This window comes from Vibrio sp. STUT-A11, assembly GCF_026000435.1.
Classification (GTDB): Bacteria; Pseudomonadota; Gammaproteobacteria; order Enterobacterales; family Vibrionaceae; genus Vibrio.
The window spans coordinates 1-23,040 of record NZ_AP026764.1 but is presented as its reverse complement, the minus strand read 5'-3'; the positions used below and the strand labels follow the sequence as shown (position 1 = coordinate 23,040).

Below are 23,040 nucleotides of genomic sequence, written 5' to 3'. Positions count from 1 at the left end.
AAAGAGGCACCCAATAGGTGCCTCTTTTACATCCGCCAATGTTCTTAGGGGGAACTAGGCAAATTCTTTTTCAATGTGTGCGACGATGTCTGATGACTCGTAAAGCCATTGGGTTTCGCCATCCTTTTCGATTCGAAGACAAGGGACTTTAATTCTTCCACCACCTTGCTCGAGCTCTTGACGAGAAGCAGGGTCGTTCTTCGCATCTCGTAATTCAATTTTTACCGATTGTCGCTTCATTGCGCGACGAACTTTTACGCAGAAAGGGCAAGCTTCAAACTGGTAAAGCGCATATTGTTTCGCTTTAGTGTCAACGCTCATTTGCTCATTGGTATCACGCTTGATTCCACGAGGTGAAAAAACAGCGTTAAGCAATAATATGATTTTGCCTAAAAACCAACGAATAAACTTCATAATGAGCCCCTAATGTTCAAAGGATGAGTGTCCTTTACCAATACAATTACGACAAGTGTCGCACCGGAGACGCAGTCTACCAGTTGTTTACTGTAGATAAAACCATGCTTTTTATAAGGTAAATAGTCGTTTTAACCAAGCTAAAAAACCGCCGCTTTTAGTTGGGTTTGCTTCTCGGCCCAAATAAAAGCTACGCATCAACTCCGTCCTAAACGCATCTACATCGATACGCTGAATCACCAGTTCATGGTGTAGCGTGTTCTGAGTTTGCTCAGCATGATCGTGAGCCAGGCTGAAATCCATATTCAGATACCCTTGTGTAAAGAGCCACAGGTGGGTAATCAGAATAAGGTCTTCAGCAGATTGATTGGTGAACTTGCTCGCGTGTTCGTCCCCCACTGACTCACTGATCGCTATCTGCATTTGTTGGCTAGCGTGCGCGTTTTGCTCGTAGCTAGCACTGGCTTCAATGTGAGATTTCGTCAGCAAACCCAGCAGATGAAGTGCCGGGGCTGTTGATGGCTTATTCTCACACACTCTAGCGAACAATGCGTTTTGTGCGTCCAGCCAACGTTTCTTTGCCGTGTTGTGCTCGGTTACAAAGGGAATCGTTTTGAATCCCATCTCTTGAAACAGTGTATTAAGTGGCGTCATGACTTTGCAGTTCCCTCACTGTTACTTCGATATGTTGATCGTTTATATCAACAAATATAGACGTACCAGTGATCATAACAGAAAGGCTTGCGCCACGGTCAAGGTGCTGACAAATTGTGTCAATGGAGTCGTAGTCAAAACTTTCTACGCTTACCGGAAGCATGGAAAACTTACCTGATACTTTCTCCCACCATACCGAAGTCTTGGTGTTATAGCTGTAGACTTTGACTTGCTTTGAAAGGCGAGTGGCTTTTTTGATTCGATCGACATCTGGTTCACCGATCTCAATCCAGTGAGTGATACTTTGGTCGTCAGCGATGTGCCACAGATCGGGTTCTTCAATGGTTGATAGCCCTTTCGTAAACTCTAAATCGCTTGTCGCATTGAGGCAATAAGCCAAGACACGGGCGATCATGCGTTGAGGTTTTTCCGAGGGATGAAGAGCGATGGTCAGTTTGTGCGAATTATAATAATCGTTGTTCATATCGGAAATATCGATACGAAACTTATAAATGGTTGGTTTTAGCGCCATGTTGTTATCAGTGACCGGAGAGAAAATTTCGTTATAGATAAAAAAATAGCCAGCATAAAAGCTGGCTACCGTATCAAATTCTTTAAGAATTAAAGTACTTTGATTTGCTCTGCTTGAGGGCCTTTCTGACCTTGAGAGATAACAAACTCTACTTTCTGGCCTTCAACTAGAGTACGGAAGCCGTCACCAGTGATTGCAGAGAAGTGAGCAAATACGTCAGGACCGTTTTCTTGTTGGATGAAACCGAAGCCTTTAGTTTCGTTGAACCACTTAACTGTACCAGTAGCTGTGTTAGACATGTCTATTTTCCTAAATATCTAAATTTGTGTAATCTTTCGCCTCAACGGCGCTTATAGCGTGGAAAAATAAATTGCTATTGCGTACCACAGGACGACGGAGTTACGAGTAATCCAACGAAATGTGAAAACAAAGAACTTTCTTTCTAGCCGTGTTTGAGTCTAGGTTAAATACGGTAAGAGTCAACAGATATTAGTACTTTAAGGGCAAATATTTGTATGCAGTCACTATTTAATCGACGCGTTTTAGAGTAATTTTCAATTAAATGACGTCGCTGTGAAGTTTTTAGGCATAAAATTATTTTTACTCAATTAAATTGACTTATTTTTCTAATTATTGTCCAATCTGGCCCGACCATTAAGGAGGATTTATGGCAAAGTCAAAAGCGAGTCCTCAGCCGAATGAGTTTCACCATGATACCGAATTCGGCAGAGGTAAAATAAAAGATAACGCGCTCAAAGCGGTTGTTACGAGTCAGTTATTTAAAACGAGAATCGTTACCGCGAAAAAAGGTAAAGGTAGCTTCAGTCGGAAAATGAAGCATAGAGGCAAAGAGCCCTATTCAAAGTTCTCCCAATGTGGATTTTGAATAGGGCTTTTTCTTTACCTAAATACCCCATACTTGATGTTCTTGCTTTGACTCGCCGTGTTTGTTGATACTTATTGGCTCTTGTTTGCTGGTTAATTTTCACTCCAGTTTGACGACACATCACACACCTGGTTTTTTCTACCTTACATCACCTAAGCACAATGGGTTCCTTGCTATACTCAATTGAATTGCATGTTTTTATTGTTATTTCTGTGTTGATGTAAAGTCAGCCTAGGCGAGAGGATTATTATGATTAGAACATTTTTGATCTTGTTATCTATCATCTCCTCACCTCTGACCTTGGCGGCAACCGCCTTTGAGATAGTGCAGAAGTCGGATCAAACCATGCGAGGCGAATCCAGCTACAGTGAAGCGACGATGGAAATTGTCCGCCCGGATTGGCGTCGCTCAATGACCATGAAGAGCTGGACGAAAGGAACTGAACTCTCTTTAGTACTGGTGACTGCTCCGGCAAAGGATAAGGGCAGTGCATCACTCAAGCGTTACAGAGAGATGTGGAACTGGGTACCAAGCATCGAGCGAATCATCAAGATTGCACCATCCATGTTGAGTCAGTCGTGGATGGGTTCTGACTTCACTAATGACGATCTCATTAATCAATCCTCTATCGTAGTAGATTACCAACACACCATGCTCGGAGAAGAGACCTTTGATGGCGATAAGGTTTGGCGAATTGATGCCCTAGCGAAACCTGACGCACCAGTTGTGTGGAATAAAGTTACCTTGTGGATTTCTCAGGCGACTTACTTACAGCGCAAGATAGAGTTCTATGATGAGTTTGATGAACTGGTCAATGTCATGACCACTTTTGATATCAAAATGCTCGGTGGAAGAAAAGTGGCCACTCGCCTGGAAATGAGGCCGATAGATAAGCCGGGTAATAAAACCGTGCTGACGACACACCAAGCTCAGTTTGACTTTAAAATTGATGATGATTTTTTCTCTCAACAGCAAATGAAGTTACTCCGAGATTAGGTCGCGTGTCATGACTAAGGAAGGCAATAGCTTATGCTGATGAAACTTGCTTGGCGAAATCTATGGCGGCAAAAACGGCGGACGTTGCTAACGGCGACAGCGCTGGCTCTGGTGCTTTTCCTTTCCCTGATAACACGCGCTTTTCAAGAAGGCAGTTACACGTCGAATATAAAAAACGCGGCAAAGTTCTATACGGGGTTGATCCAATTACAAAACCCGCAGTTCAGTGAAACTTCAAGTATTGATGATGTTTTGCCACAAACCGAGTCGTTTATTTCCTCAGCGATGGATAACCCCAACATTGATGTTGTTCTGCCAAGAGTCGAGTCGTTTGCGCTAGCGGCGAAAGATGAATTCTCAAAGGGCACTTTGGTATTGGGGGTTGATCCAAAAGCCGAGGACAACTACTCCAGTATTAGCGACAAAATAGTCAAAGGGAGTTACATCGCTACGGGAGAAAATGCAGTACTTGTGGGTGGAAGACTGGCCCAATACCTCCATTTAGACGTTGGTGATGAATTGGTCTTGTATGGCATGGGTTATCACGGTCAAACTGCAGCAGGGTTGTATCGCGTTGCGGGTATTTTGCACTTCCCGCTGCAGCAACTCGACTCTCAATTGGTCTACATGCCAATCGATACGGCTCAGGCGCTATTTTCATTGGATAAACAAGTGACAGCTTGGGTTCTCAATACGGAAAATTTGCGCGGTTTATCGAGTGTCGTAGACCAGCTGCGCAGAGATTATGGTAAAGAAGTGGCGGTGAAAGATTGGCAAGCACTGTCACCCGAACTATCGCAACAGATTGCCCTCGATAAAGCAGGAGGAATATTTTTAATTTATATCCTCTACGGCATTGTTGGCTTTGGTCTGTTTGCCACCATTTTGATGACCACGTTAGAAAGGCAGCGCGAATTTGCGGTCATGTTGGCGACTGGGATGCTGAGAGGGAAACTTATTTCGTTGCTGGCGATTGAGTCGCTGTTTATCTCATTCATCGGCGTACTGCTTGGCTTGATGATCAGCGCCCCGGTACTGGTTTATTTTTACTTTAACCCGATTGAAATTACCGGAGAGGCGGCTGAAATGATGTTGGAAACCGGGTTCGAGCCAATTGTCCCTGTCTCTCTTGACCCTCATTTAGCTTTGACTCAAATCTCAGTTGTGTTCGTTATCCTCTTTTTATGTCTTCTTTATCCTATGCTGCGCTTATTACGCCTCCCTATCGCAAGCGGTCTCAAAGGAGGTTCGCATGTTGATTAAATTAGCGTGGAGAAACCTATGGAGGAACAAGCTCAGAACATCAATCATGATTGGGGCGATGGTGTTTGGTCTGATGGGTGTGGTTGCCATGATAGGATTTATGAACGGCCTGGTTGATAGCATGATTAAAAATGCAATCTCCTGGCAAACCAGCCACTTGCAGATCCATCAAGAGCAGTATTTGATTAATCCTGAACTGGAAGAGATTATTCCAAACGCGGATGTTATTGCGGCAACATTAGCCAACCAGCAGCAAGTGAAAGCCGTGTCTGAACGTTTTCTCGCTGATGGAATGATCGCCTCTGCGCGCAGTACACGTGGTATTCGCATCAATGGTATCGACATTGTGCAAGAGCAGAAGATCACACCGTTGGCTGAGCACATATTGTTAGGGCAATGGCTGGATGAAGAGGGGAGAAATCCTATTTTAGTGTCCCAGAAAACCGCTAAGAGATTAAATCTGCGTGTAGGCTCCAAAGTAATTTTGACGATTTCAGATATCAATGGCGATGTATCTGGTGCAGCTTTTCGGGTAAAGGGAATATTCAAAACACCATCCACGACGTTTGATGAGGGTAATACCTATGTGCGCAAGGCAGATCTGGAAAACATCGCGGGTTTAAAAGGCGCGCACGAGATTTCCATTCTACTTAAATCCAATGACGATAACACGTTAGAGCAAACAAAATGGTTTACTCAGACGCTACTTTCGAACAGGTCGAAAGATCATTTAATCGTCAGGAAATGGGAAGAAATACAACCATTACTTTCGACGATGATGAGCTCAATGGACGTTTCGAATCAGATCATGCTGGTGGTGTTTGTCTTAGCGATGACGCTGGGTATTATCAATATCATGCTGATGTCGGTATTCGAGCGTACCAGAGAATTCGGCGTATTGATGGCGGTAGGTATGCAGCACCACAAAATCCGCATACTGATCATCTTAGAGACGTTATTTCTCGGCTTGTCTGGTTGTACGCTTGGATTAACTGGGAGTGCAATCATGCTGAAGGTCCTGAGTATTACCGGGCTGTCGCTTAGTGGTCTTGCTGATGGGTTAGGCGCTTACGGTGTCGATACTTTGCTGTTTCCAAGAGTGTCTTTTTATGAGTACCAGATGATCATTGTAGCGATTTTTGTTGCGAGTCTGCTTGCGGCTTGGTACCCGGCGCGACAAATACTCAAGCAAAGACCTGTGGATGCCATGGCGGAGAAAACTTGATGACGATTAAACTCGAACAATTAAGCAAAACCTACAACCCCAAAAGTGACTTTCCAGTGCATGCCGTTAAGAGCGTGGACTTGGAAATCAAACAGGGCGAGTTTGTTGCCATTATGGGGCCGTCTGGTTCGGGGAAAACAACCCTGTTGAATATGCTTGGTGGCATTGACGCGCCAACATCAGGCCGGGTGGAAATTGATGGTTGTGTAATTTCGGAGATGTCGGAGAAAGAGTTGATCGCGTATCGAAGAGACAATATCGGTTTTATCTTTCAGGATTACAGTCTGCTACCAGTGTTAACCGCGTTGGAGAACGTCGAGTTTGTGATGCAATTGCAGGGAAAGAGTGAAAGAGAGTGCCGGGAACGAGCTTCCTCGTTACTAGAGCAAGTCGGGCTATCTGAACAGATGCACAAACGCCCGAGTAAAATGTCGGGCGGACAACAACAACGCGTGGCCGTCGCACGTGCGCTCGCGCCCAAACCTCGCTTTGTTATGGCGGATGAACCTACGGCTAATTTAGATGCGAAAAGTACCGCAGAGTTGCTCGATATCATGGAGCAGTTGAGTGAGCAAGAAGGCACGACGTTTATCTTCTCCACGCATGATCCCAGAGTGATCAAACGTGCACATCGAATTATTGTTTTCGAAGACGGCCGTTTAGCCAGAGATTTTAGCAACATCGGTAATCATGCGGAGCGAACTCATGCCTAGGCGTACATCAAGTTCCTCAAATCTGGTAGCCAAAGTTGGCGTTTACCAAGTGTTAAGCGCCATCGTTCTGACTGCCGTAAGCTTTCATACAGTTGCCAGCATTCCGGGAATTGAGCCTGAAAAAGCATGGGACTTCGATGGGTATATCAAGTACATGGCAACCTATAACATTGCCGAGAATCAGAGTAATACACTCGATCACTTGATTCATAACCGCTTTAATCTGGAGTATCGATTTTCGCCCAACTGGCGGATTAATATTGGGATGAGAAATCGTGCGTTGTGGGGCGATGCGCTTGATATTGCCCAATATCCACAGCTCGTTGCCTTGGATAACGGGTACTTTGATTTGAGCAAAAACTGGCGCGAAGACTCCGTCATCCTCAATACTCAGTTCGATCGACTTTATATTACCTGGCGTGAAGAAGACTGGAGCGCAATGCTTGGCCGGTTTCGTGTTAACTGGTCGATGAACACGATCTGGAACCCAAACGATATTTACAATGCTTACTCGATTTATGACTTTGACTATGAAGAGCGAGCGGGCACCGATGCGTTAATGGTAAGCAAAAAGCTGGGGTTTGCTGATGGTATTGATTTAATTTTCGCGCCAGTGGAGTCGCCAGATAAAAATAGTGTCTCTCTGCGCTATTTCGCCAATCAATCCGGCTGGGATTATCAGGTGATTGCAGGGAGAGCCAACCGTGACTTTGTTCTTGGCGCCGGGTTTGCAACGGACATCTACGAAGCTGGCGTGCGTGGTGAGCTCTCATGGTTTGATCCGATAGAATCGGAATACCAGGGGCAACTCACTCAATCGTCAATGGTAGCGAGCCTTGAATCAGACTACAGCTTTGGAGGAAAGCGCAGCTGGCTGGGACGCATGGCGTGGTTATTTATTTCTGAGCCTGTTGAGGCCTCCAGTGCACTGGCTTATCTTAACTTGCCTCTGAATGCGAAAACGCTGAGTTTTACTCAGAACACGCTTTACGCTGATGTCAGCTTTGACCTCACCTCCCTTAACCGTCTGACGGCATCCGTTAGCTACTATGATGACGGTTCCTATTTTGCCGGTCTTTCGAGCAACTACTCTCTTGCTACTGACTGGCAGCTACTCACGGTTGTGCAATGTTTTAGCGGTGAAAGTAATAGCTTGTTTGGTGAAGCGCCTGCCACGCTATTGTATGCAAATATTCGATACAGCTTCTAGTGCGATACAACTATAGAATTAAGTTATCAGAGCTATAGCTAGAACCGAATTTCGTTACTCAATGCTTCGATCTAATATAACTCCATCAGCAGAAAACACTGCAAATAAATTTTTAATTACATACAGGAGCAAGATATGAGCACACAAGTAAGCCTAATTGGTCTAGATCGCGAACAGTCTGAGCAACTAGCACAACAGCTGAACCAGCTACTTGCCCATTACCAAGTGTTGTACATGAACACTCGTGGTTACCACTGGAACATCAAAGGGCATCAATTCTTTGAACTACATGTGAAATTTGAAGAGATCTATACTGACCTACAAGTGAAGATTGACGAGCTGGCTGAGCGTATTTTGACGTTAGGTTACACGCCAGCGCATGCATTCAGCCACTATCTGGAATCAAGCGAAATCAAAGAGCACCAAAACGCAACATCGGGTGACGACTGCATCAAAGGCTTGGTTGATGGCTTCGGTATCCTTTTGCTTAATCAGCGTGAAATTCTATTCAATGCCGGCGAGGCGGGCGATGAAGGTACCGCGGCATTGATGGGCGACTATATTCGTGAGCAAGAAAAACTGATGTGGATGCTTAACGCTTACCTTCAGTAAGGCATGAAAAAGAATCGGGAAAAAGACAAAAGAGCACTGAGGTGCTCTTTTTTATTTTTGTAAAAGTGGGCTATCTGCTTTGTCTTAACATGGATGATTCGAAGTAATTTAACAGATCAGAGAGCTCTTTTACCGCAAGAGACGCGGATGAGTGGAACTCAGTTAGATTGCCATGATGGACAAGACAAGAGGGCATTTGTGCGTTGTAAGCCGCTTGTAAATCATATAAGTAGTCACCGACGTAAAGTACTTCATCGGGCATCAACCGCCACTCTTTCGCTAACACTTGCAGGGACAACGGGTCGGGTTTGGGTGGGTAGCATTCGCGCGTGATCACTCGCTCAACTTCGATCTGGTTGTGCTCAAGCTTACGTTGAGTAGCAATCAGGCAATTACGTGTCACGATGGCCGTTTTCATCGCTTGTTTGTTCAGGTACGCCAGAAGTTCGTGACAGCCAGTCATTGGGGAAGATTGTTCGGCATCGGAGATTTCGTGATCAAAAATTACATTGTGTGCATGCTCTTTATGGTGAGGATGTTCCAGTCTTTCTACAAAGTCTAATAAGTCTTCTGAGTTCGGGCACCCTAATTGTTGACGCAGAGTTTGGAAGTTCATATCGGAACTCACCAGGGTGTTATCTAGATCAAAAATAACGGCTTTGATCTTGTCGGCGACTAGTGGAAAAGGAACCATTATGACCTCATAAAATAAATTTAAAACAACAGCTTAATTATAATCTAAATTTGATTTACTTCTGCTCAAGGCGGAAGATTTTTCCGCTATCAGTCGAAAAATAGAGATAACCATTGGGACTGATCGTGACGTCTCTGATTCGCTCGCCAAGATCGTCCATCAGGCGTTGATATTCAGTGAGCTTACCATTTTCGATAGAAACCACATTGAGGTGTGTAAGCTTAAGCGCTCCCGCAACAATTTTGCCGTCCAGGTCTGGGTACTTGTCACCGCGGTATACCACTAAGTTACTCGGAGCAATAGAAGGAATATAGATGAGTTTGGGATCTTCCATCCCCGGTAGAGATTTCGCTTCGCCGACATCTAGCGGACCCCAATATTCTTTTCCTTGAGAGACTCTGGCCCAGCCGTAGTTCGCTCCTTTCTTAATCAGATTAATCTCATCGCCACCTCGGGGACCGTGCTCGATTGACCAAAGCTGATTGGTCGCTTGATCAAAGTACAAACCTTGAGGGTTACGATGGCCATAACTCCAAATTTCAGGCTTTACGTTAGGCTCAGTGAAAGGGTTGTCTGCAGGGATGGTGCCGTCCAAATTTAAACGCAGAATTGATCCCGCATGCGTTTGTCTGTTTTGCCCGTTATCACGATCACCACGGTCACCAATCGAGAAGTAAACTTTGTTATCGATAAACGCAATACGGCTACCAAAATGTCGCCCGGTATCAGTAATTGCATCTGCGACAAAAAGGTCTTTCCATCCTGTCAGTTGGTTTTCTTGTAACCTGGCTTTAGCAAGGGCGACGGTATTGCCTTTGCTGGTTCGCTTACTGTAAGTAAAGAAAAGCGTTGGTTGCGTTTTATCCGTATTTGGTGCAACGGCAACGTCAAGTAAGCCTCCTTGACCGGTAGTGCTGACGCCTGAGACTGAAAAGAGCTTTTCGCGTTGACCTGTTTCGATATTCAGCAATGAAATAGTGCCATTCTTCTCATTAATCACGGCCTGTTTCTCATTAAGAAATTCTATTCCCCAAGGGACATTGAATCCGTTAGCCACTTCTTCTGCCTGATAGTCGGCAGCGTGGCTGGAAAGAGCAAAACAAACGATAAGGGTGGTGATAACAGTTTTCATGGCTGTGTCCAATTTAAAGCGTGTTTGTTTCTAAAAATTAACACTATAACAACAGTTTTGTCAGAATATGTTTTGTATATAGATGTAAAAATCCCCGATATGGCAATCGGGGATGGGATTAAGTGAGTAAGAGTAAACGCTTATTCGATTTACATCGCGGCTTCGAATATTGCAGTGATCTCCTCGTGAGTCGCTTGTTTTGGGTTAGTGAAGCCACAAGCGTCTTTTAGTGCGTTATCTGTCAAGGTTGGGATGTCTTCTAACTTCGCCCCAAGTTCTTTGATACCCGCTGGAATACCAACGTCTTTCGCAAGTGCCTCTATCGCGTCGATCGCGGCTGCTGCCCCTTGCTCTGGTGACATGCCTTCCACGTTAACGCCCATTGCTTTCGCTACATCAGTCAAGCGCTCTGGGCAGACTTGCGCATTGTAGCGTTGTACGTGAGGAAGCAGGATTGCATTACATACACCGTGTGGCAGATCGTAGAAACCACCTAGCTGGTGTGCCATCGCATGAACGTAACCCAGTGATGCGTTGTTAAATGCCATACCCGCCATAAACTGTGCGTAAGCCATTTGCTCACGTGCTTCCAGGTTCTCACCGTTTTTCACTGCTGTGCGTAGGTGTGCCTCAATCAGTTCAATCGCTTTAATTGCAACCGCATCTGTAATCGGAGTGGCTGCAATTGAAACGTAAGCCTCGATAGCGTGAGTCAGTGCATCCATACCGGTTGCTGCGGTCAGAGAAGCAGGTTTTGCAAGCATTAGCTCAGCGTCGTTTACTGAGATAAGTGGTGTCGTGTGCTTATCTACAATTGCCATCTTAATGTGACGCTCTTCATCGGTGATGATACAGAAGCGTGTCATTTCTGATGCCGTACCCGCGGTTGTGTTGATGGCGATAAGTGGCAGCATTGGTTTAGCAGATTGATCAACGCCTTCGTAATCTGAAATGTGTCCACCGTTTGCTGCGACGAGGGCGATACCTTTCGCACAATCGTGTGGTGAGCCACCACCAAGTGAGATGACAAAGTCACACTCGTTCTGTTTTAAAAGTGCTAAGCCGTCATTAACGTTGTTAATCGTTGGGTTTGGCTGAGTGCCATCGAACACCACGGTTGCGACACTTCTTTCGTTAAGAAGGCCTTGAACCTGCTCAACCACACCGATTTGGTTAAGGATTTTATCGGTAACGATCAACCCTTTTTTAAAGCCTTGTGATTGAATACTGTCCGCGGCGTCTTTAAGACAACCTGCGCCCATTAGGTTTACCGTAGGGATAAAAAATGCACTAGTCATATGGGATTGCTCCGTCGTTCTTATAGATTGTTATTAATGGAAAATTGCTGTCACACACCTTTTTCGAGCTCCAACTTAATCCAAAACAAACTAAGCCAGCTGGAACTCGTACCAATTAGAGGATTTGTGATAGCGATCTTGTTGCACATCATGTAGGTGCAACATTACTATAACGTAGCTTAAATATGAAACTAGTGACGTAAAAAGTTGTCAATAATTAAGGTTTATTGATGATTTATATCTAAATTAGACTAAAGTATAAGAAATCCTCATTGATATTAGATTTATCAATGAGGATGAAAGATTGGTTCTTAAGTTATTTGTCAATAACTATGCGATTTCGACAAGTTTTGATACGAGTTTTTCGATGCCAGAAGCCGCTTGAGAGATATTCTCGGCTAACATATAAGCTGGTGTAGAAAGGACCTTGTGTTGCTCATCAAAAACAAACTCATCAACACTACATTCGATATGTTCACCGCCCATTTGATTGAAGGCGGCGGAAGTCGCTTCATCGTTGCCTATAGTCCCTTTTACGCCCTGCTCATAAATCATCGGGATAATGACAGGTGAGATACACAGGTAAGCGGCAGGTTTGTCGGCATGCGCGAACGCACGGCAGGCTTGTGCTACGTGGGTGTTGATTGAGCACTCAGCGCCAGATACCGCAAAGTCCGTTAAGTTTTTCGCTGCACCAAAACCACCAGGTAGAAGTAACGCATCAAATTCTTCGACATTTAATCGTGCCACGTCTTCAATATTTCCGCGTGCGATACGTGCTGACTCCACCAAGACGTTTCTGGTTTCATCCATTTCTTCTCCAGTCAGATGATTAATCACATGCAGCTGGTCAATATTAGGCGCGAAGCAATGCCAAGTTGCCCCTTCTTTTTCAATGGCGTGGAGTGCTAATACAGCTTCATGTAACTCTGTTCCGTCGTAAACACCAGAACCGCTGAAGATAACTGCGATTTTTTTCATTTGAGAGTCCCTTTAGTCCGAGAGTTCTGTCTGTTGCGCTCTATTTTTACAGACAGATTAATTTCGACAATTTCACTTGTGTGTTCTTTTCATCATAGTCGCTGACTATAAAGGGGCTAAGCAGATTTTGTAAAAAATGTTTTATATGTGCTCCAAACAGGTAACGGAATAATTTCATTACTGATTTTTATCACATTGTTTGTTGAAGCAGCACCGTTTTGGTAGAAAAGAGTTGCGCAACGGGAAATTCACAAAGCTCCCGAATTTGGGAGCTTTGTGTCAAGGTTTTAAGCGACATTAAGCTGGAGCTGCAATTTAAACCTATGTTTCGACAAGCGGGTGGTTAACTGCTTACGCGTCTTTTCTAACGTATCCAACGCTAAGGTATCGTCGTCAACATGCAGATCAATGTTTACTCGTAGCTCTTGCCCAACTTTGGTGATGCCTGCCACTTTCAGTTGATGGTCCGATATTTTTTCTATCTCAAGTACGTCGTTATCGACCACCTGACAAAGCTCTTTGCTTGGTGCCATCATCAGCAGTTCTCGTAATGCACCACATAACATATCAAACGGGACTTTCAAAAAGTAGAAGCCCATCAACAGCATCATCATTGGGTCAGCATAAGCAGCGTATTGAGCAAATGGAGACAAGGACACTAACCATGTGGCTACAAAACCAACTGTAACTGCGACACTTAATAAGGTGTCCATTTGCCACTGTTTTGTCTCTGCTTCGATTAGGCCTGATGAGTAGTTGCGGCTTCTTTTTGCCATAAACCACCATGCGTAACCACAACCAATAACGTTTACAACACCAAAGATTGTCGCAATAGACGCGTCGACTTCTCGACCGCCAGTCATCACTGCTGAAATCGCTGAGTAAAGAGAAAATAGCACAACAATCAAAATAACTGTTGCCTTGATCGCAATAACGATTGGCTCCAGCACCGCTTTGCCAAATGGAAACACCGACTTCGATGGCTTGTTAATGTAATAAGAGGCTGCCAGTGACAATAATGTTAACAGTAAGCTGACTAAAGAGTAGACACCATCAAAAACGATCACAATTGAGCCAACAAGCAAGCCTAGTACCATACCACCAGCAGCGAAGCCTGACGCTAAAAGGGCTGAAATAGTTAAAATATGGTTTTCGTTTCTGCTTGTCCTGACACACATGATATATACCTTGTAGTTTTTATACCGCTATATTCTTCGCCTACAAGGCTTATTAGGCAACCATAATTTGACCAGTAACCAGATGGATAAAAAGGGTTTTAATTAATTTTTAATAAAAACAACAATATACACCACGATTTTGCTGTCAATAAAATTGACTCTCAGTGCAAAGTGTTTAGAAGTCAAATAAATAATCGCTGAGTTTATCCGCTAACCATGTCATTGCAGGGTGCTCAATTTGACCATTTGTCGAAAACATACAGTAGTCTTCTTGGGTTAAACCGTAGGTGTGTTTAATCACCGCCAACTTTTGCTGGCGTAGATAGTGACGAATTAAGGGCTCAGGCAGCACGCCCCACGCATCTTCTTCTAAGATGGTGTTTAACATGTAATCGAAGCTAGAGAAGCCGATGTAACGCGTTGAGAAAGGCTGGAGTTCTGGGTTGTCTTTCTCATTTAAGTACACCATCAGCGCTTGCATTTGGCTTCGTAGCTCTTCATCCGATACGCGACGCATTTTGCTTAACCGGTGATCGGCGCTACAAACTGACATCATGCGTATTTTTCCTAATGGGTTATAGACGATATGCGGATCGTCAACGCGCTCGTAATCAACACCAAAAGCAAAATCCACTTGATGTGTGCTAACCAGGTTGGCTAAGTCACCACTGGACGCAAGAATGATGTTAAACGTTGTTGATGGGTAGCGGTTATTCAGCTTATGTGACAAGTCTTGCCAAAGGTCATCGGGTAGGGAGTCATCGCGAGCGACCCATACCTCCGCATTGAAGCCCTCAGAGATCTGGCCGCAGGTTTTGCGAATACGTTGCGCTATCACCAAAAGGTATTCACAGTCTTTGTAAATGGCTTTTCCGGCTTCAGATAGGGTGAGTTGGTTACCTGTTCGGGTAAACAACTCGACATCGAGATCCTTTTCCAACGCTTTGATCGACATACTAAGCTTGGTGCGGTTACAGTCCAACTGACGTGCAGCTTCGGATACAGACCCACAATCAGCGATGGTGCAGAAGGCTTCTACTTGCGTTAAGTTCATGATTTGACACAACCGAAAAGTAATTTGAAATCAATAGGGATAGGTTACAGACAGACTCCCAAAGCTGTGAAAGGTTAACCAAAAAAACAAGATTTCGCTAGATAACTCTATGGTCTTTTTGTGGTTTTGGGGTACCCTATACCGAGTATGCGAAGATTAGGTCTTGACGCTCAAAAGAAGTTAATTAATGTGAGACTTCTTGTGTCACGCTGAAAGTGTTTTGCGCTTTGTAACAGAGAATAAAGTGTTCTCTTCTCAACTCAAGTACTTTCGGCGTCACACGGTGAGATGTGAGATATCAGAAGTGAACATGGAGGCCACGATGGCACAAGATTGGGACGGCTTAGCAAAGAGTTGGGAATCAAATCCCGCAACCAAGCAATTTGCGCAGTCAGTGTTTGAACAGCTACAACAGTTAACTCAGCTTGATGGCATTAAATTACTGGATTTTGGATGTGGAACCGGGCAATTAAGTCAGTTATTGTCCCCAATGGTCAAAGATATTGTGGCACTCGATACCTCCGAGGAGATGATCGAAGAGCTAGATAAAAAAGAGCTGGTAAATGTTGAGCCAGTGGTCGATACCTTATCTCGCGGTCTTGTTGCGCAGCACCCAGCGTTTCGTGGACAATTTGATCTCGTCGTTGCATCATCAGTTTTAGCGTTTGTTGACGATGTTGATTCAGCATTAAACATTTCGCACTCATTACTTAACCACGATGGTTATTTCGTTCATTTTGATTTTGTCTCCGACTCACAGCAAGATGGCTTTACGGTAGCACAATCAGAATCTGCTCTCGTTAAAGCAGGTTTTACTGATGTAGAGGCAAAGCCGGTGTTTGAAATTACGTCAGATGGCAAAACAATGTCTGTGTTAATGGGTGTTGGTCGCCGTTAGACTCGAATCAGAACATCAAAAAGCGAGCATCATGGCTCGCTTTTATTTGCCTGTAACCTTCGCCTCATGGCCCGATCAGGCTGACACAAGCTTTTTTATCTCATCTAAAACTTGTGCGTTTGCTATCGCGCCGATGTTTTCAACTTCTCTGCCATTGATCACTTGTTTAACTGCAAGTTCGACTAACTTTCCCGACCTGGTTTTCGGTATGTCACTAATGGCAAAAATCTCGCTGGGTACGTGTCTTGCTGAGCAGGCAGACTTCAACTGAGCTTTGATTTTCGCGATCATGTCATCGTTTAATCTGTCGCTACTTGCTAACTGAACAAACAGCCAGATCTGTTCGTTTCTATCCACTTCTTTTCCGACGGCGATTGAGTCTACGATGCCTTCTATCGAATTAACCTGTTGGTAAATTTCTGCCGTGCCGATTCTTACTCCTCCGGGATTTAGCGTTGTGTCGCTACGCCCATAGAATACGTAACCGCCCGTTGAGGCGTTTCTTTCCACATCATCACCGTGATGCCAGACATTATCGAATTTATCCCAGTACGCATTATGGTAACGCTCTCCGGAGTCATCCCAGAATTGAGCCGGGAAATTCGGAATCGAATTGGCACACACTAACTCGCCACGTTTACCGACAATATCATGGCCTTGTGGATTGAATACTCTTGCATCTACACCCAATCCCGCACATTGACATTCACCACGGTAAACCGGGGAGATAGGGTTACCTAACACAAAACAGCCACAGATATCGGTACCGCCAGAAATGGAAGCTAAATGAACATCCTCTTTCAGATGCTGATAAACGTAATCAAATTGTTCAGGGTAGAGTACAGAGCCCGTTGAACAGATGGTTTTCAGTGATGGAAGCGGGTCATTGTCTTGGGTTGAATAACCGGCTTTCTCCATGGCTTCCAGGTATTTTGCCGAGGTACCAAAAAGTGAGACGTGAGCGCTTTTAGCCAGATTCCACAGCACCTTGTAATTGGGGTACATTGGACTGCCATCAAAGATAACCAGGCACGCACCACTGGCTAATGTAGAAACATGCCAGTTCCACATCATCCATCCGCAAGTGGTGTAATAGAACACGCGGTCTTCAGGCTGAATGTCACAATGAAGTTGATGCTCTTTAACGTGGTTAAGTAGGGTGCCACCGACAGAATGCACGATACACTTCGGTTTTCCGGTTGTGCCTGAAGAATAGAGTATAAATAGCGGATCATTAAAGTTGATACGCGTATAAGTGACAGGCTGTGGAGGATATTGATTTAAATTGTATTGCCAATCTTGGGTACAAACATCACATTCACAGCTGCGCGGATTGAGATAGTTGATCTGGCAAACGTGCTTGAGCCCATCCAAGTGCTCGGAGATATGATGGTTTTTATCCGTCATATCAAACACTTTGCCGTTAAATGTGTAGCCATCGCAAGTGAAGAGAACTTTAGGTTTTACTTGGCCAAATCGTTCTAGAACGCTGTCTATGCCAAAGTCCGGAGACGTAGCGGTCCAGGTCGCGCCAAGGCTGGTTGTGGCAAGCATTGCGATGACGGTTTGAGGTAGATACGGCAGATAACCAGCAACCACATCACCTTTTTTTACGCCACAATCTTTCAGCCATCGCTGTATGCTGGAAACTTCATCGCAGAGCGCTTGCCACGTGTAAGTTTGCCGCTCTTCAAGCTCGTTTTCGAACCAAATCGCAATATCATTTGGGTTGTGATAGGCAAAGCTAAGAAGGTTCTCTGCATAATTCATTTGGGCATCAGGAAACCAACGAGCATCGCGGTTAGGAACCGGTTGTTGCCATTTACTTTCAGCTTGACATTTTACCGTGTCGCCCTGGTTTCCAATCACATCACAAAACAGCCAGACTTCTTGCCAAAACTGTTCGTTATGATCGAGTGACCATTGATGCAATTCGGCATAGTTTTTTAGGTCATTCCCTTGCCTGTTTATGTGGTCAATAAACTGGGTGATATTGGCTTCTTCGATGCGGCTTTCGCTCGGTTGCCATAATTTGTTGTACTCGCGCATAGGTTCCTTCTATAACAAGCTGATAACACACTAAGTCTGAAAGCAATTGCTAACAATGTCAAACTTGCCGTTAAGTATTTGATGTTAGCAATATCATAGTCTTATATGTAATTGTAAATAATTTGTTACACTCAATTGGCGCGGTGAAAATGGTTGAGGGATTGGAAGCTGGAACGAGTACGGATAGGCTTATTGTAAAGGATTTGTTAATGGAGAAAGGCCATGACTCAATATCATTCTAAGCCCGTTGACCAGGATGGAAGGGTGGAATGGAGCCTGGAAGAAGATGCCATTTGGCGCGACTTAGTCACGAGACAGATGAGTGTGATTCAAAACCGTGCCTGTCAGGCTTATCTGCATGGCTTGACACTGCTCGATTTACCTGAGGATCGTGTTCCACAGATTCCGGAGATCAATCGCGTACTGATGGAGACGACAGGATGGCAAGTTGAGCCTGTCCCAGCACTTATCGATTTCGATAGGTTTTTCAATTTATTAGGCAATAAACGTTTCCCTGTGGCGACGTTTCTGCGCAGTCGTGAAGAGTTTGACTATTTGCAAGAGCCAGACTTCTTCCATGAAATATTTGGCCACTGTGCCATGTTGACCAACCCTGACTTCGCCGCGTTTACGGAACATTATGGCCAGTTAGGACAAGCTGCGACTCCGAAGCAGAGGGCTTATCTTGCTCGATTATATTGGTTTACCGTCGAGTTCGGCCTAGTAAAAGAAGGCGAGCAGACCAAGATCTATGGCGGCGGTATTCTCTCGTCTCCGGGAGAAACGATTTATTCATTGGAAAGTGATGATGCGATTCGTGAGGAGTTCGATTTACAAACCGTACTGAGAACACCTTATCGCATCGACATTATGCAACCTAAGTATTATGTAATTGACGATTTTTCACAGCTGTATCAAATCAGTCAATTAAACCTATTAACGCAAGCCGATAAGGCGATTGGGGCTGGATTGTTGCCACCATTATTTAAACCAAAGGAACCTGCTCATGTTGAATGAACAAAAATGCGAAGCTTGTAGTCTTGATGCCATTGCACTGAGTAACGAGGAGCAACAGTCTCTGCTGCTACAACTTAATGATTGGCAGATAGTTGAAAGAGAAGGGATCCCTCAGTTAGAAAAAGAGTATAAGTTTAAGAACTTTAAGCAGGCTTGGGCGTTCAGTAATAAAATTGCTGAATTGGCTGAAGATGAATTTCATCATCCGTCGATCTTGCTGGAGTGGGGTAAAGTCACGGTGACTTGGTGGAGTCACTCGATAAAAGGGCTACATAAGAACGACTTTATCTGTGCAGCGAAATGTGACGGTCTGGCTCTCGCTGAGTAACCAGAACCTTGTTTATATAGCAAAACGCCCGAACATCAGTTTGGGCGTTGTCGTTAAAGCAAATTAGTTAGAGCAACTTAGTAGAAGCCACTTTACTTTAGCAATCTAGCGTTAAAGCTCGATACGGTAAACAGACGTCGTGCCAGATACTTCATTACCTACCGCGATAAAGTGACCACCGTTACGAGTGAAGTAATTGATCGACTCTGGCGCGAGATCACCCGCTTTTGGGTTGTAAGTGTCATTTGCACACTCGCTGTCTTCTACTTGTGTGCATACCGGCTGATCGTAATTACGATGGTTAACATAGTGCAGGAATACCGCTTGGCTAGGTTCACTAATGTCGTAAACCATGATGCCACCTTGGCGTTCAAGGCCAATGAACGCGTAGTGGCGACCGTTTATCTCTGCGGTTTCGATTGCTTCAGGTTCGATGCCTTTATCATCGCTTCGGTCATCACCACTGCTATTGCTGTCATTGGTGCTGTTGAAGTGTTTGCCTTGATTAATTAAAGCGATGGTCGCGAAGTCATCACCGCTGTCGAAAACTAATTCACCATTTTCATCCCAGATTGAGAAAGAGCGAGCGCCAAACGCCTGGACATTTTCAGTGGCAGATAATGTCTGCTCCGGTTTGATCACTTTGAGTCGTGCTAATAATGCGTTGTCCTTTAGCGCTGGTGCCAGTGGGTGATCGTCCGCTACCTTAAGCTTCTTGCCGCGCACTTCATCGACGTGACTGAGACACGTGCCTTCTGTGCTGGTGTAGTCGCTTGTACCTTGATAGTCGTCTTCATCCCACTTAAAGCTCGCTTGGTCACAAACTTGCTGAGTGGTTTTGATGCCATATTCTCGGCCGTCGCCTTCGTTGGCAGAGACGATGTAGCTATTGCCATTCACTGAATAGCTGTCGAGGGTGTCTGGCATATATAAGCCAACCAATTGAGGGTAGCTCTTGAAGTTGCCAACGATTTTGTCTTTGTTGGACGCATCCAATTTAGCGTCTGACCAGGATTTCTCACCTAAACCGACGATCTTCTCAACCGATTTGCTTTCAGGGTTAATGATTGCCATGGCATTGTTTTCTTGCAATGCCACGTAAATTTTGCCGTTGTCAGCGAAGGTTAAGTATTCAGGCTCCAAGTCTTGAGCCACACTTGCGTTCGGACCAGAGATACGCACGTTGCCTGGTAATTCATTGGCGCGTGGGCCATCAAATTGTTCGAAACCAATTTGTGTGACTTCTGCGTTGGTGATCCCCTGGCTCAAATCCACTAACGTAATACTGCCTTTCGGGTCAACACGGTAGTCACCACTTGGTTCCCCTTCATTCGCGGTTGCAATATAGCGGCCATCTTTTGAAAATCCGACCATATCTGGTAGTGCACCTGTTGGGTAGGTAGTCACAAGAGACAAGTCATCAGAGCGGTAAAGGGCGATAATGCCGTTTTCTTGTTTGTTGCTGTTCTCGATCGCAACCGCGATAAGACCGTTTGAGACAGCAACGCTGTTGGCCGCGCCGATATCAATCGATGCAGCTTCACCAGCACCATTCAAATCGATAAACGTGGTTTGAGATGGGGCGCTATTTTCGTCCATAGACAAGATATCGATGCGTTTTGCCTGAGCGTTGACGACATAAAGCTTGTCTGTACACGCATCATAGCTAACAATCTCTGCTGCTGAGGTATCAAACGGAGCATCAGCAAAAGACGTCCCTACCAACGTCAGTCCTTGAATAGAGGTTTCGCCAGAAACAGGCGCAATCGTCGCGTTACACTGTGCACTAAAGGAAGCCAGTGTATTGTCAGGCTGTGAGGAACATGCGATGGCAAGTGACGAAAGTGCTAAAACACCTATTGCTTTAAATGGGGTGGACATGATATCTCCTTATCAATCCGATACAATGTCGATCAATGCATAATTCTGCTATAAATATTCACTCTTAAATTAAATAGCTTTAGAGCATTAAATGACGTGTGTTTTGGTAAGGCTATGAATATATGTATGATTAATGACCTTTATATTGGCTTTTTATGAAACAAATATGTCACCGGCATGATGGCATAACAATTTGGAATGAAAATGGAACTACAACAATTTTTGGATGCGGTAGCGTCAACACCAGAAAAGATTGAATTTGAAACAACCATCGCGGTGATTGAGGCGAATTACGAATTCACGCCGACGGCATTTACCAATGGTGCAACGGAAAACGGAGCAGGTGAGAACAATGGTTCATGCAAAATCTTTGCATTTGGCTTGCTAAATAACCTGGATAAGGAAGCAACGCTGGCTTGTTTTGGTCGTTTTTACCGTGAAGATGTTCTACAACATCCAGAAAATGATGATCACCAGAACATTCGTAACTTTATGCTTAGCGGATGGGATGGTGTGAAGTTTGAGTCACCAGCGCTTGCAGCGAAATAACCAAACTTAGCCAGTCGTTTAGGCGACTGGCTTTTTCTCCAGGCACTTGCGACATAAGCACAATTGCGCTTTATCAGGCGTTGGTATGTCTCTTTCCTCAACCTCAAAACACCAACAGGTCTCTTTCCCAGCTGCGATATCACAATGTGCTTGAGTGCCGCACTCCGGGCATGAATGGGTAGAGTCGCTACCTGTAATTTGCTCTATCAAACTGTCTCGCTGTTCATCCGTTTTATCTTTCCATTGGATGATTTCTTCTATCGTTCTGTGACATCCAGAACAGATGCCGCCATTGTTTTTACAGGCAGCACGACAAGGTGACTTCATTACTTTCTCGTTCTATTTTTGATTGGCGCATACTTTAGCATAAAGCACAGTGAAACTGGTCGGGAGATCGCACTGGTGGTACTCTTACCCGACTTACGATAACCACTATTCGATTTATGTTAGAAAAAGAAAACCTGATAAAACTGGCAAGAATGCAAATGCCTTTTGGTAAATACACGGGAAGAGTTTTGATAGATCTACCGGAGGAATACTTGCTGTGGTTCGATAAGAAAGGCTGGCCAGACGGGGAGTTAGGTGAACTATTAAAGCTTTGTTTAGCTCTGAAGATTGAAGGGCTCGATAGTGTCGTTAAACCTTTGAAGCGGATATGACCTGCCATAGAAACTCCCCCATTTTTAATTAAAAGACTTATTATGAATTTTGATATCGATACACTGAAACACCACCAATTAGTCGAAGATGGTAAACTAGAGGGGTGTTACGTTCATCAGCCTACTCAAGGTAGTCAGCAAGATGACAAAGCTGTTTTAGCAGAACGCCAAGCGTTGGAAAATATGGGGTATACGGTAATACAGGTTAAAGCTAAAGGCGGGACAACTACGTTTGCCGAGGCGATGCAAAACCTTGCGAAGAAGACTGGTCACCAGACCAAAGAGTAAGCGAGTGTAGCCTGCCACAGCCCTAAGTTCTTCCACGATACCATGTGGTTTCATTCAAAAGAGTCAGACCTCCAGGCTGACTCTTTTTTGCCCCAAAGCTTGCCAGAGGTATGTAATCAACAATTACATAATCTAATCACAATCTAGGTACGAACTTGTCCTGGTGACACTCCAGTCCATGAACTGTACGCGCGAATAAACGAGTTTGGCTCTTGATAACCCAACAAGAAAGATACCTCAATGAGTGGTAGCTCGGTTTCATTCAAGTAATGTTCGGCTAATTGCAGCCGTACTTGCTTTAAGACGGCTTGATAACTAACCCCTTCACTAATTAGTTTTCTTTGTAAAGTGCGCTTACTTATTGCCATGTGAGACGCAACAGATTCAATAGAGCTTTCACCTTGAGGAAGTAAATCTAATAAAATTTTAGAAACTGCATCAGAAGTCGTACCACGATGGGACACTGCCTCCAACCTCTGTTTTAAATCACCATCAAAAACAGACAGCATCATCTGATTATCAGTCAGGA

26 protein-coding genes and 1 pseudogene are annotated in these 23,040 nt (G+C 44.5%); 13 read left to right on the top strand and 14 right to left on the bottom strand.

Translation table 11 applies throughout. From position 1 onward, the window contains the following. Nucleotides 1-54: 54 nt before the first annotated feature. The 4 genes from OO774_RS15845 to OO774_RS15830 form a co-directional block, all read right to left on the bottom strand. Nucleotides 55-414, bottom strand: a complete 360-nt coding sequence (locus OO774_RS15845) for a glutaredoxin (RefSeq protein ID WP_264907345.1) — start codon at nucleotides 412-414, stop codon at nucleotides 55-57. Nucleotides 415-525: 111 nt separating this feature from the next. Beyond that, nucleotides 526-1,068: a hypothetical protein gene (locus OO774_RS15840; protein WP_264907344.1), complete on the bottom strand. Its 543-nt coding sequence runs from the start codon at nucleotides 1,066-1,068 to the stop codon at nucleotides 526-528. Continuing rightward, entirely contained in the window at nucleotides 1,055-1,600 is a 546-nt protein-coding gene (locus tag OO774_RS15835; protein ID WP_264907343.1) for a YaeQ family protein, read from the bottom strand. Before OO774_RS15835 ends, OO774_RS15840 begins: the two co-directional genes overlap by 14 nt. A gap of 89 nt (nucleotides 1,601-1,689) precedes the next feature. Then, nucleotides 1,690-1,899 carry a cold-shock protein gene (locus OO774_RS15830; protein WP_005375625.1) on the bottom strand — a complete coding sequence of 70 codons (210 nt, stop codon included), beginning with the start codon at nucleotides 1,897-1,899 and terminating at the stop codon, nucleotides 1,690-1,692. 368 nt (nucleotides 1,900-2,267) lie between these two features. Between OO774_RS15830 and OO774_RS15825 the strand changes: the two are divergent. The 7 genes and pseudogenes from OO774_RS15825 to OO774_RS15795 all read left to right on the top strand — a co-directional run bounded on the left by OO774_RS15825 (nucleotide 2,268) and on the right by OO774_RS15795 (nucleotide 8,505). After that, a pseudogene (locus tag OO774_RS15825) lies at nucleotides 2,268-2,554 on the top strand (ribosome alternative rescue factor ArfA). Nucleotides 2,555-2,735: 181 nt separating this feature from the next. Then, nucleotides 2,736-3,482: an outer membrane lipoprotein-sorting protein gene (locus tag OO774_RS15820; RefSeq protein ID WP_264907341.1), complete on the top strand. Its 747-nt coding sequence runs from the start codon at nucleotides 2,736-2,738 to the stop codon at nucleotides 3,480-3,482. Nucleotides 3,483-3,515: 33 nt separating this feature from the next. Further along, the gene (locus OO774_RS15815) at nucleotides 3,516-4,745 is read left to right on the top strand and encodes an FtsX-like permease family protein (protein ID WP_264907340.1); all 1,230 of its coding nucleotides are present in this window, start codon (nucleotides 3,516-3,518) and stop codon (nucleotides 4,743-4,745) included. Then, a complete protein-coding gene (locus tag OO774_RS15810) occupies nucleotides 4,735-5,970 on the top strand; it encodes an FtsX-like permease family protein (protein WP_264907339.1) in 1,236 nt (411 codons plus the stop codon). Before OO774_RS15815 ends, OO774_RS15810 begins: the two co-directional genes overlap by 11 nt. Continuing rightward, nucleotides 5,970-6,683 (top strand): ABC transporter ATP-binding protein, encoded by a 714-nt coding sequence (locus OO774_RS15805; protein ID WP_264907338.1) that lies wholly within the window; start codon nucleotides 5,970-5,972, stop codon nucleotides 6,681-6,683. The genes OO774_RS15810 and OO774_RS15805 overlap by 1 nt, the downstream gene beginning before the upstream one ends. Beyond that, complete coding sequence (locus OO774_RS15800) at nucleotides 6,676-7,893, top strand: hypothetical protein (protein WP_264907337.1); 1,218 nt, start codon at nucleotides 6,676-6,678, stop codon at nucleotides 7,891-7,893. Before OO774_RS15805 ends, OO774_RS15800 begins: the two co-directional genes overlap by 8 nt. A 135-nt stretch (nucleotides 7,894-8,028) precedes the next feature. Beyond that, entirely contained in the window at nucleotides 8,029-8,505 is a 477-nt protein-coding gene (locus tag OO774_RS15795; RefSeq protein WP_264907336.1) for a Dps family protein, read from the top strand. Between the two features lie 70 nt (nucleotides 8,506-8,575). Here OO774_RS15795 and OO774_RS15790 read toward each other — a convergent pair whose 3' ends face one another. The 6 genes from OO774_RS15790 to OO774_RS15765 all read right to left on the bottom strand — a co-directional run bounded on the left by OO774_RS15790 (nucleotide 8,576) and on the right by OO774_RS15765 (nucleotide 14,842). After that, nucleotides 8,576-9,199 (bottom strand): HAD family hydrolase, encoded by a 624-nt coding sequence (locus OO774_RS15790; RefSeq protein WP_264907335.1) that lies wholly within the window; start codon nucleotides 9,197-9,199, stop codon nucleotides 8,576-8,578. A gap of 55 nt (nucleotides 9,200-9,254) precedes the next feature. Then, the gene (locus OO774_RS15785; RefSeq protein ID WP_264907334.1) at nucleotides 9,255-10,331 is read right to left on the bottom strand and encodes a PQQ-dependent sugar dehydrogenase; all 1,077 of its coding nucleotides are present in this window, start codon (nucleotides 10,329-10,331) and stop codon (nucleotides 9,255-9,257) included. A gap of 149 nt (nucleotides 10,332-10,480) precedes the next feature. Further along, on the bottom strand, nucleotides 10,481-11,629 hold the full coding sequence (yiaY, locus tag OO774_RS15780; RefSeq protein ID WP_264907333.1) for an L-threonine dehydrogenase: 1,149 nt from the start codon (nucleotides 11,627-11,629) through the stop codon (nucleotides 10,481-10,483). Between the two features lie 330 nt (nucleotides 11,630-11,959). Continuing rightward, nucleotides 11,960-12,610 carry an isoprenoid biosynthesis glyoxalase ElbB gene (gene elbB / locus OO774_RS15775; RefSeq protein WP_264907332.1) on the bottom strand — a complete coding sequence of 217 codons (651 nt, stop codon included), beginning with the start codon at nucleotides 12,608-12,610 and terminating at the stop codon, nucleotides 11,960-11,962. A 287-nt stretch (nucleotides 12,611-12,897) separates the two neighbouring features. Further along, complete coding sequence (locus OO774_RS15770; RefSeq protein ID WP_264907331.1) at nucleotides 12,898-13,788, bottom strand: cation diffusion facilitator family transporter; 891 nt, start codon at nucleotides 13,786-13,788, stop codon at nucleotides 12,898-12,900. Nucleotides 13,789-13,963: 175 nt separating this feature from the next. Then, nucleotides 13,964-14,842 (bottom strand): LysR family transcriptional regulator, encoded by an 879-nt coding sequence (locus OO774_RS15765; protein WP_014234617.1) that lies wholly within the window; start codon nucleotides 14,840-14,842, stop codon nucleotides 13,964-13,966. Between the two features lie 244 nt (nucleotides 14,843-15,086). Here OO774_RS15765 and OO774_RS15760 point away from each other — a divergent pair, with 244 nt between their 5' ends. Next, complete coding sequence (locus OO774_RS15760) at nucleotides 15,087-15,740, top strand: class I SAM-dependent methyltransferase (RefSeq protein WP_321274847.1); 654 nt, start codon at nucleotides 15,087-15,089, stop codon at nucleotides 15,738-15,740. 75 nt (nucleotides 15,741-15,815) lie between these two features. On the opposite strand, the gene OO774_RS15755 is transcribed toward OO774_RS15760, so the two are convergent. Next, nucleotides 15,816-17,789, bottom strand: a complete 1,974-nt coding sequence (locus OO774_RS15755) for an acetoacetate--CoA ligase (RefSeq protein WP_264907329.1) — start codon at nucleotides 17,787-17,789, stop codon at nucleotides 15,816-15,818. Between the two features lie 222 nt (nucleotides 17,790-18,011). Between OO774_RS15755 and phhA the strand changes: the two genes are divergently transcribed. Together phhA and OO774_RS15745 are read left to right on the top strand one after the other, a co-directional pair. Next, nucleotides 18,012-18,806 (top strand): phenylalanine 4-monooxygenase, encoded by a 795-nt coding sequence (phhA, locus tag OO774_RS15750; RefSeq protein WP_264907328.1) that lies wholly within the window; start codon nucleotides 18,012-18,014, stop codon nucleotides 18,804-18,806. Beyond that, nucleotides 18,796-19,134, top strand: coding sequence for a 4a-hydroxytetrahydrobiopterin dehydratase (locus tag OO774_RS15745; RefSeq protein WP_264907327.1), 339 nt, complete (start codon nucleotides 18,796-18,798; stop codon nucleotides 19,132-19,134). The genes phhA and OO774_RS15745 overlap by 11 nt, the downstream gene beginning before the upstream one ends. Before the next feature lie 111 nt (nucleotides 19,135-19,245). Here the strand turns inward: OO774_RS15745 and OO774_RS15740 are convergent, their stop codons facing one another. Further along, the gene (locus tag OO774_RS15740) at nucleotides 19,246-21,015 is read right to left on the bottom strand and encodes an SMP-30/gluconolactonase/LRE family protein (protein WP_264907326.1); all 1,770 of its coding nucleotides are present in this window, start codon (nucleotides 21,013-21,015) and stop codon (nucleotides 19,246-19,248) included. 204 nt (nucleotides 21,016-21,219) lie between these two features. On the opposite strand from OO774_RS15740, the gene OO774_RS15735 reads away from it, so the two are divergent. Then, on the top strand, nucleotides 21,220-21,564 hold the full coding sequence (locus OO774_RS15735) for a HopJ type III effector protein (protein WP_264907325.1): 345 nt from the start codon (nucleotides 21,220-21,222) through the stop codon (nucleotides 21,562-21,564). Between the two features lie 18 nt (nucleotides 21,565-21,582). Here the strand turns inward: OO774_RS15735 and OO774_RS15730 are convergent, their stop codons facing one another. Continuing rightward, nucleotides 21,583-21,891: a cysteine-rich CWC family protein gene (locus tag OO774_RS15730; RefSeq protein ID WP_264907324.1), complete on the bottom strand. Its 309-nt coding sequence runs from the start codon at nucleotides 21,889-21,891 to the stop codon at nucleotides 21,583-21,585. 116 nt (nucleotides 21,892-22,007) lie between these two features. On the opposite strand from OO774_RS15730, the gene OO774_RS15725 reads away from it, so the two are divergent. After that, nucleotides 22,008-22,223, top strand: coding sequence for a DUF3820 family protein (locus OO774_RS15725; RefSeq protein ID WP_264907323.1), 216 nt, complete (start codon nucleotides 22,008-22,010; stop codon nucleotides 22,221-22,223). Between the two features lie 42 nt (nucleotides 22,224-22,265). After that, complete coding sequence (locus tag OO774_RS15720) at nucleotides 22,266-22,511, top strand: hypothetical protein (RefSeq protein ID WP_264907322.1); 246 nt, start codon at nucleotides 22,266-22,268, stop codon at nucleotides 22,509-22,511. A gap of 143 nt (nucleotides 22,512-22,654) precedes the next feature. Here OO774_RS15720 and OO774_RS15715 read toward each other — a convergent pair whose 3' ends face one another. Further along, complete coding sequence (locus OO774_RS15715; RefSeq protein WP_264907321.1) at nucleotides 22,655-23,023, bottom strand: AraC family transcriptional regulator; 369 nt, start codon at nucleotides 23,021-23,023, stop codon at nucleotides 22,655-22,657. Nucleotides 23,024-23,040: the final 17 nt, after the last annotated feature.

Excerpts from the sequence above, each read along its gene's own strand:
- OO774_RS15845 (WP_264907345.1), bottom strand. The coding sequence starts at position 414 with ATGAAGTTTATTCGTTGGTTTTTAGGCAAAATCATATTATTGCTTAAC.
- OO774_RS15840 (WP_264907344.1), bottom strand. The coding sequence starts at position 1,068 with ATGACGCCACTTAATACACTGTTTCAAGAGATGGGATTCAAAACGATT.
- OO774_RS15835 (WP_264907343.1), bottom strand. The coding sequence starts at position 1,600 with ATGGCGCTAAAACCAACCATTTATAAGTTTCGTATCGATATTTCCGAT.
- OO774_RS15830 (WP_005375625.1), bottom strand. The coding sequence starts at position 1,899 with ATGTCTAACACAGCTACTGGTACAGTTAAGTGGTTCAACGAAACTAAA.
- OO774_RS15820 (WP_264907341.1), top strand. The coding sequence starts at position 2,736 with ATGATTAGAACATTTTTGATCTTGTTATCTATCATCTCCTCACCTCTG.
- OO774_RS15815 (WP_264907340.1), top strand. The coding sequence starts at position 3,516 with ATGCTGATGAAACTTGCTTGGCGAAATCTATGGCGGCAAAAACGGCGG.
- OO774_RS15810 (WP_264907339.1), top strand. The coding sequence starts at position 4,735 with ATGTTGATTAAATTAGCGTGGAGAAACCTATGGAGGAACAAGCTCAGA.
- OO774_RS15805 (WP_264907338.1), top strand. The coding sequence starts at position 5,970 with ATGACGATTAAACTCGAACAATTAAGCAAAACCTACAACCCCAAAAGT.
- OO774_RS15800 (WP_264907337.1), top strand. The coding sequence starts at position 6,676 with ATGCCTAGGCGTACATCAAGTTCCTCAAATCTGGTAGCCAAAGTTGGC.
- OO774_RS15795 (WP_264907336.1), top strand. The coding sequence starts at position 8,029 with ATGAGCACACAAGTAAGCCTAATTGGTCTAGATCGCGAACAGTCTGAG.
- OO774_RS15790 (WP_264907335.1), bottom strand. The coding sequence starts at position 9,199 with ATGGTTCCTTTTCCACTAGTCGCCGACAAGATCAAAGCCGTTATTTTT.
- OO774_RS15785 (WP_264907334.1), bottom strand. The coding sequence starts at position 10,331 with ATGAAAACTGTTATCACCACCCTTATCGTTTGTTTTGCTCTTTCCAGC.
- yiaY (WP_264907333.1), bottom strand. The coding sequence starts at position 11,629 with ATGACTAGTGCATTTTTTATCCCTACGGTAAACCTAATGGGCGCAGGT.
- elbB (WP_264907332.1), bottom strand. The coding sequence starts at position 12,610 with ATGAAAAAAATCGCAGTTATCTTCAGCGGTTCTGGTGTTTACGACGGA.
- OO774_RS15770 (WP_264907331.1), bottom strand. The coding sequence starts at position 13,788 with ATGTGTGTCAGGACAAGCAGAAACGAAAACCATATTTTAACTATTTCA.
- OO774_RS15765 (WP_014234617.1), bottom strand. The coding sequence starts at position 14,842 with ATGAACTTAACGCAAGTAGAAGCCTTCTGCACCATCGCTGATTGTGGG.
- OO774_RS15755 (WP_264907329.1), bottom strand. The coding sequence starts at position 17,789 with ATGCGCGAGTACAACAAATTATGGCAACCGAGCGAAAGCCGCATCGAA.
- phhA (WP_264907328.1), top strand. The coding sequence starts at position 18,012 with ATGACTCAATATCATTCTAAGCCCGTTGACCAGGATGGAAGGGTGGAA.
- OO774_RS15745 (WP_264907327.1), top strand. The coding sequence starts at position 18,796 with ATGTTGAATGAACAAAAATGCGAAGCTTGTAGTCTTGATGCCATTGCA.
- OO774_RS15740 (WP_264907326.1), bottom strand. The coding sequence starts at position 21,015 with ATGTCCACCCCATTTAAAGCAATAGGTGTTTTAGCACTTTCGTCACTT.
- OO774_RS15735 (WP_264907325.1), top strand. The coding sequence starts at position 21,220 with ATGGAACTACAACAATTTTTGGATGCGGTAGCGTCAACACCAGAAAAG.
- OO774_RS15730 (WP_264907324.1), bottom strand. The coding sequence starts at position 21,891 with ATGAAGTCACCTTGTCGTGCTGCCTGTAAAAACAATGGCGGCATCTGT.
- OO774_RS15725 (WP_264907323.1), top strand. The coding sequence starts at position 22,008 with ATGTTAGAAAAAGAAAACCTGATAAAACTGGCAAGAATGCAAATGCCT.
- OO774_RS15720 (WP_264907322.1), top strand. The coding sequence starts at position 22,266 with ATGAATTTTGATATCGATACACTGAAACACCACCAATTAGTCGAAGAT.
- OO774_RS15715 (WP_264907321.1), bottom strand. The coding sequence starts at position 23,023 with ATGATGCTGTCTGTTTTTGATGGTGATTTAAAACAGAGGTTGGAGGCA.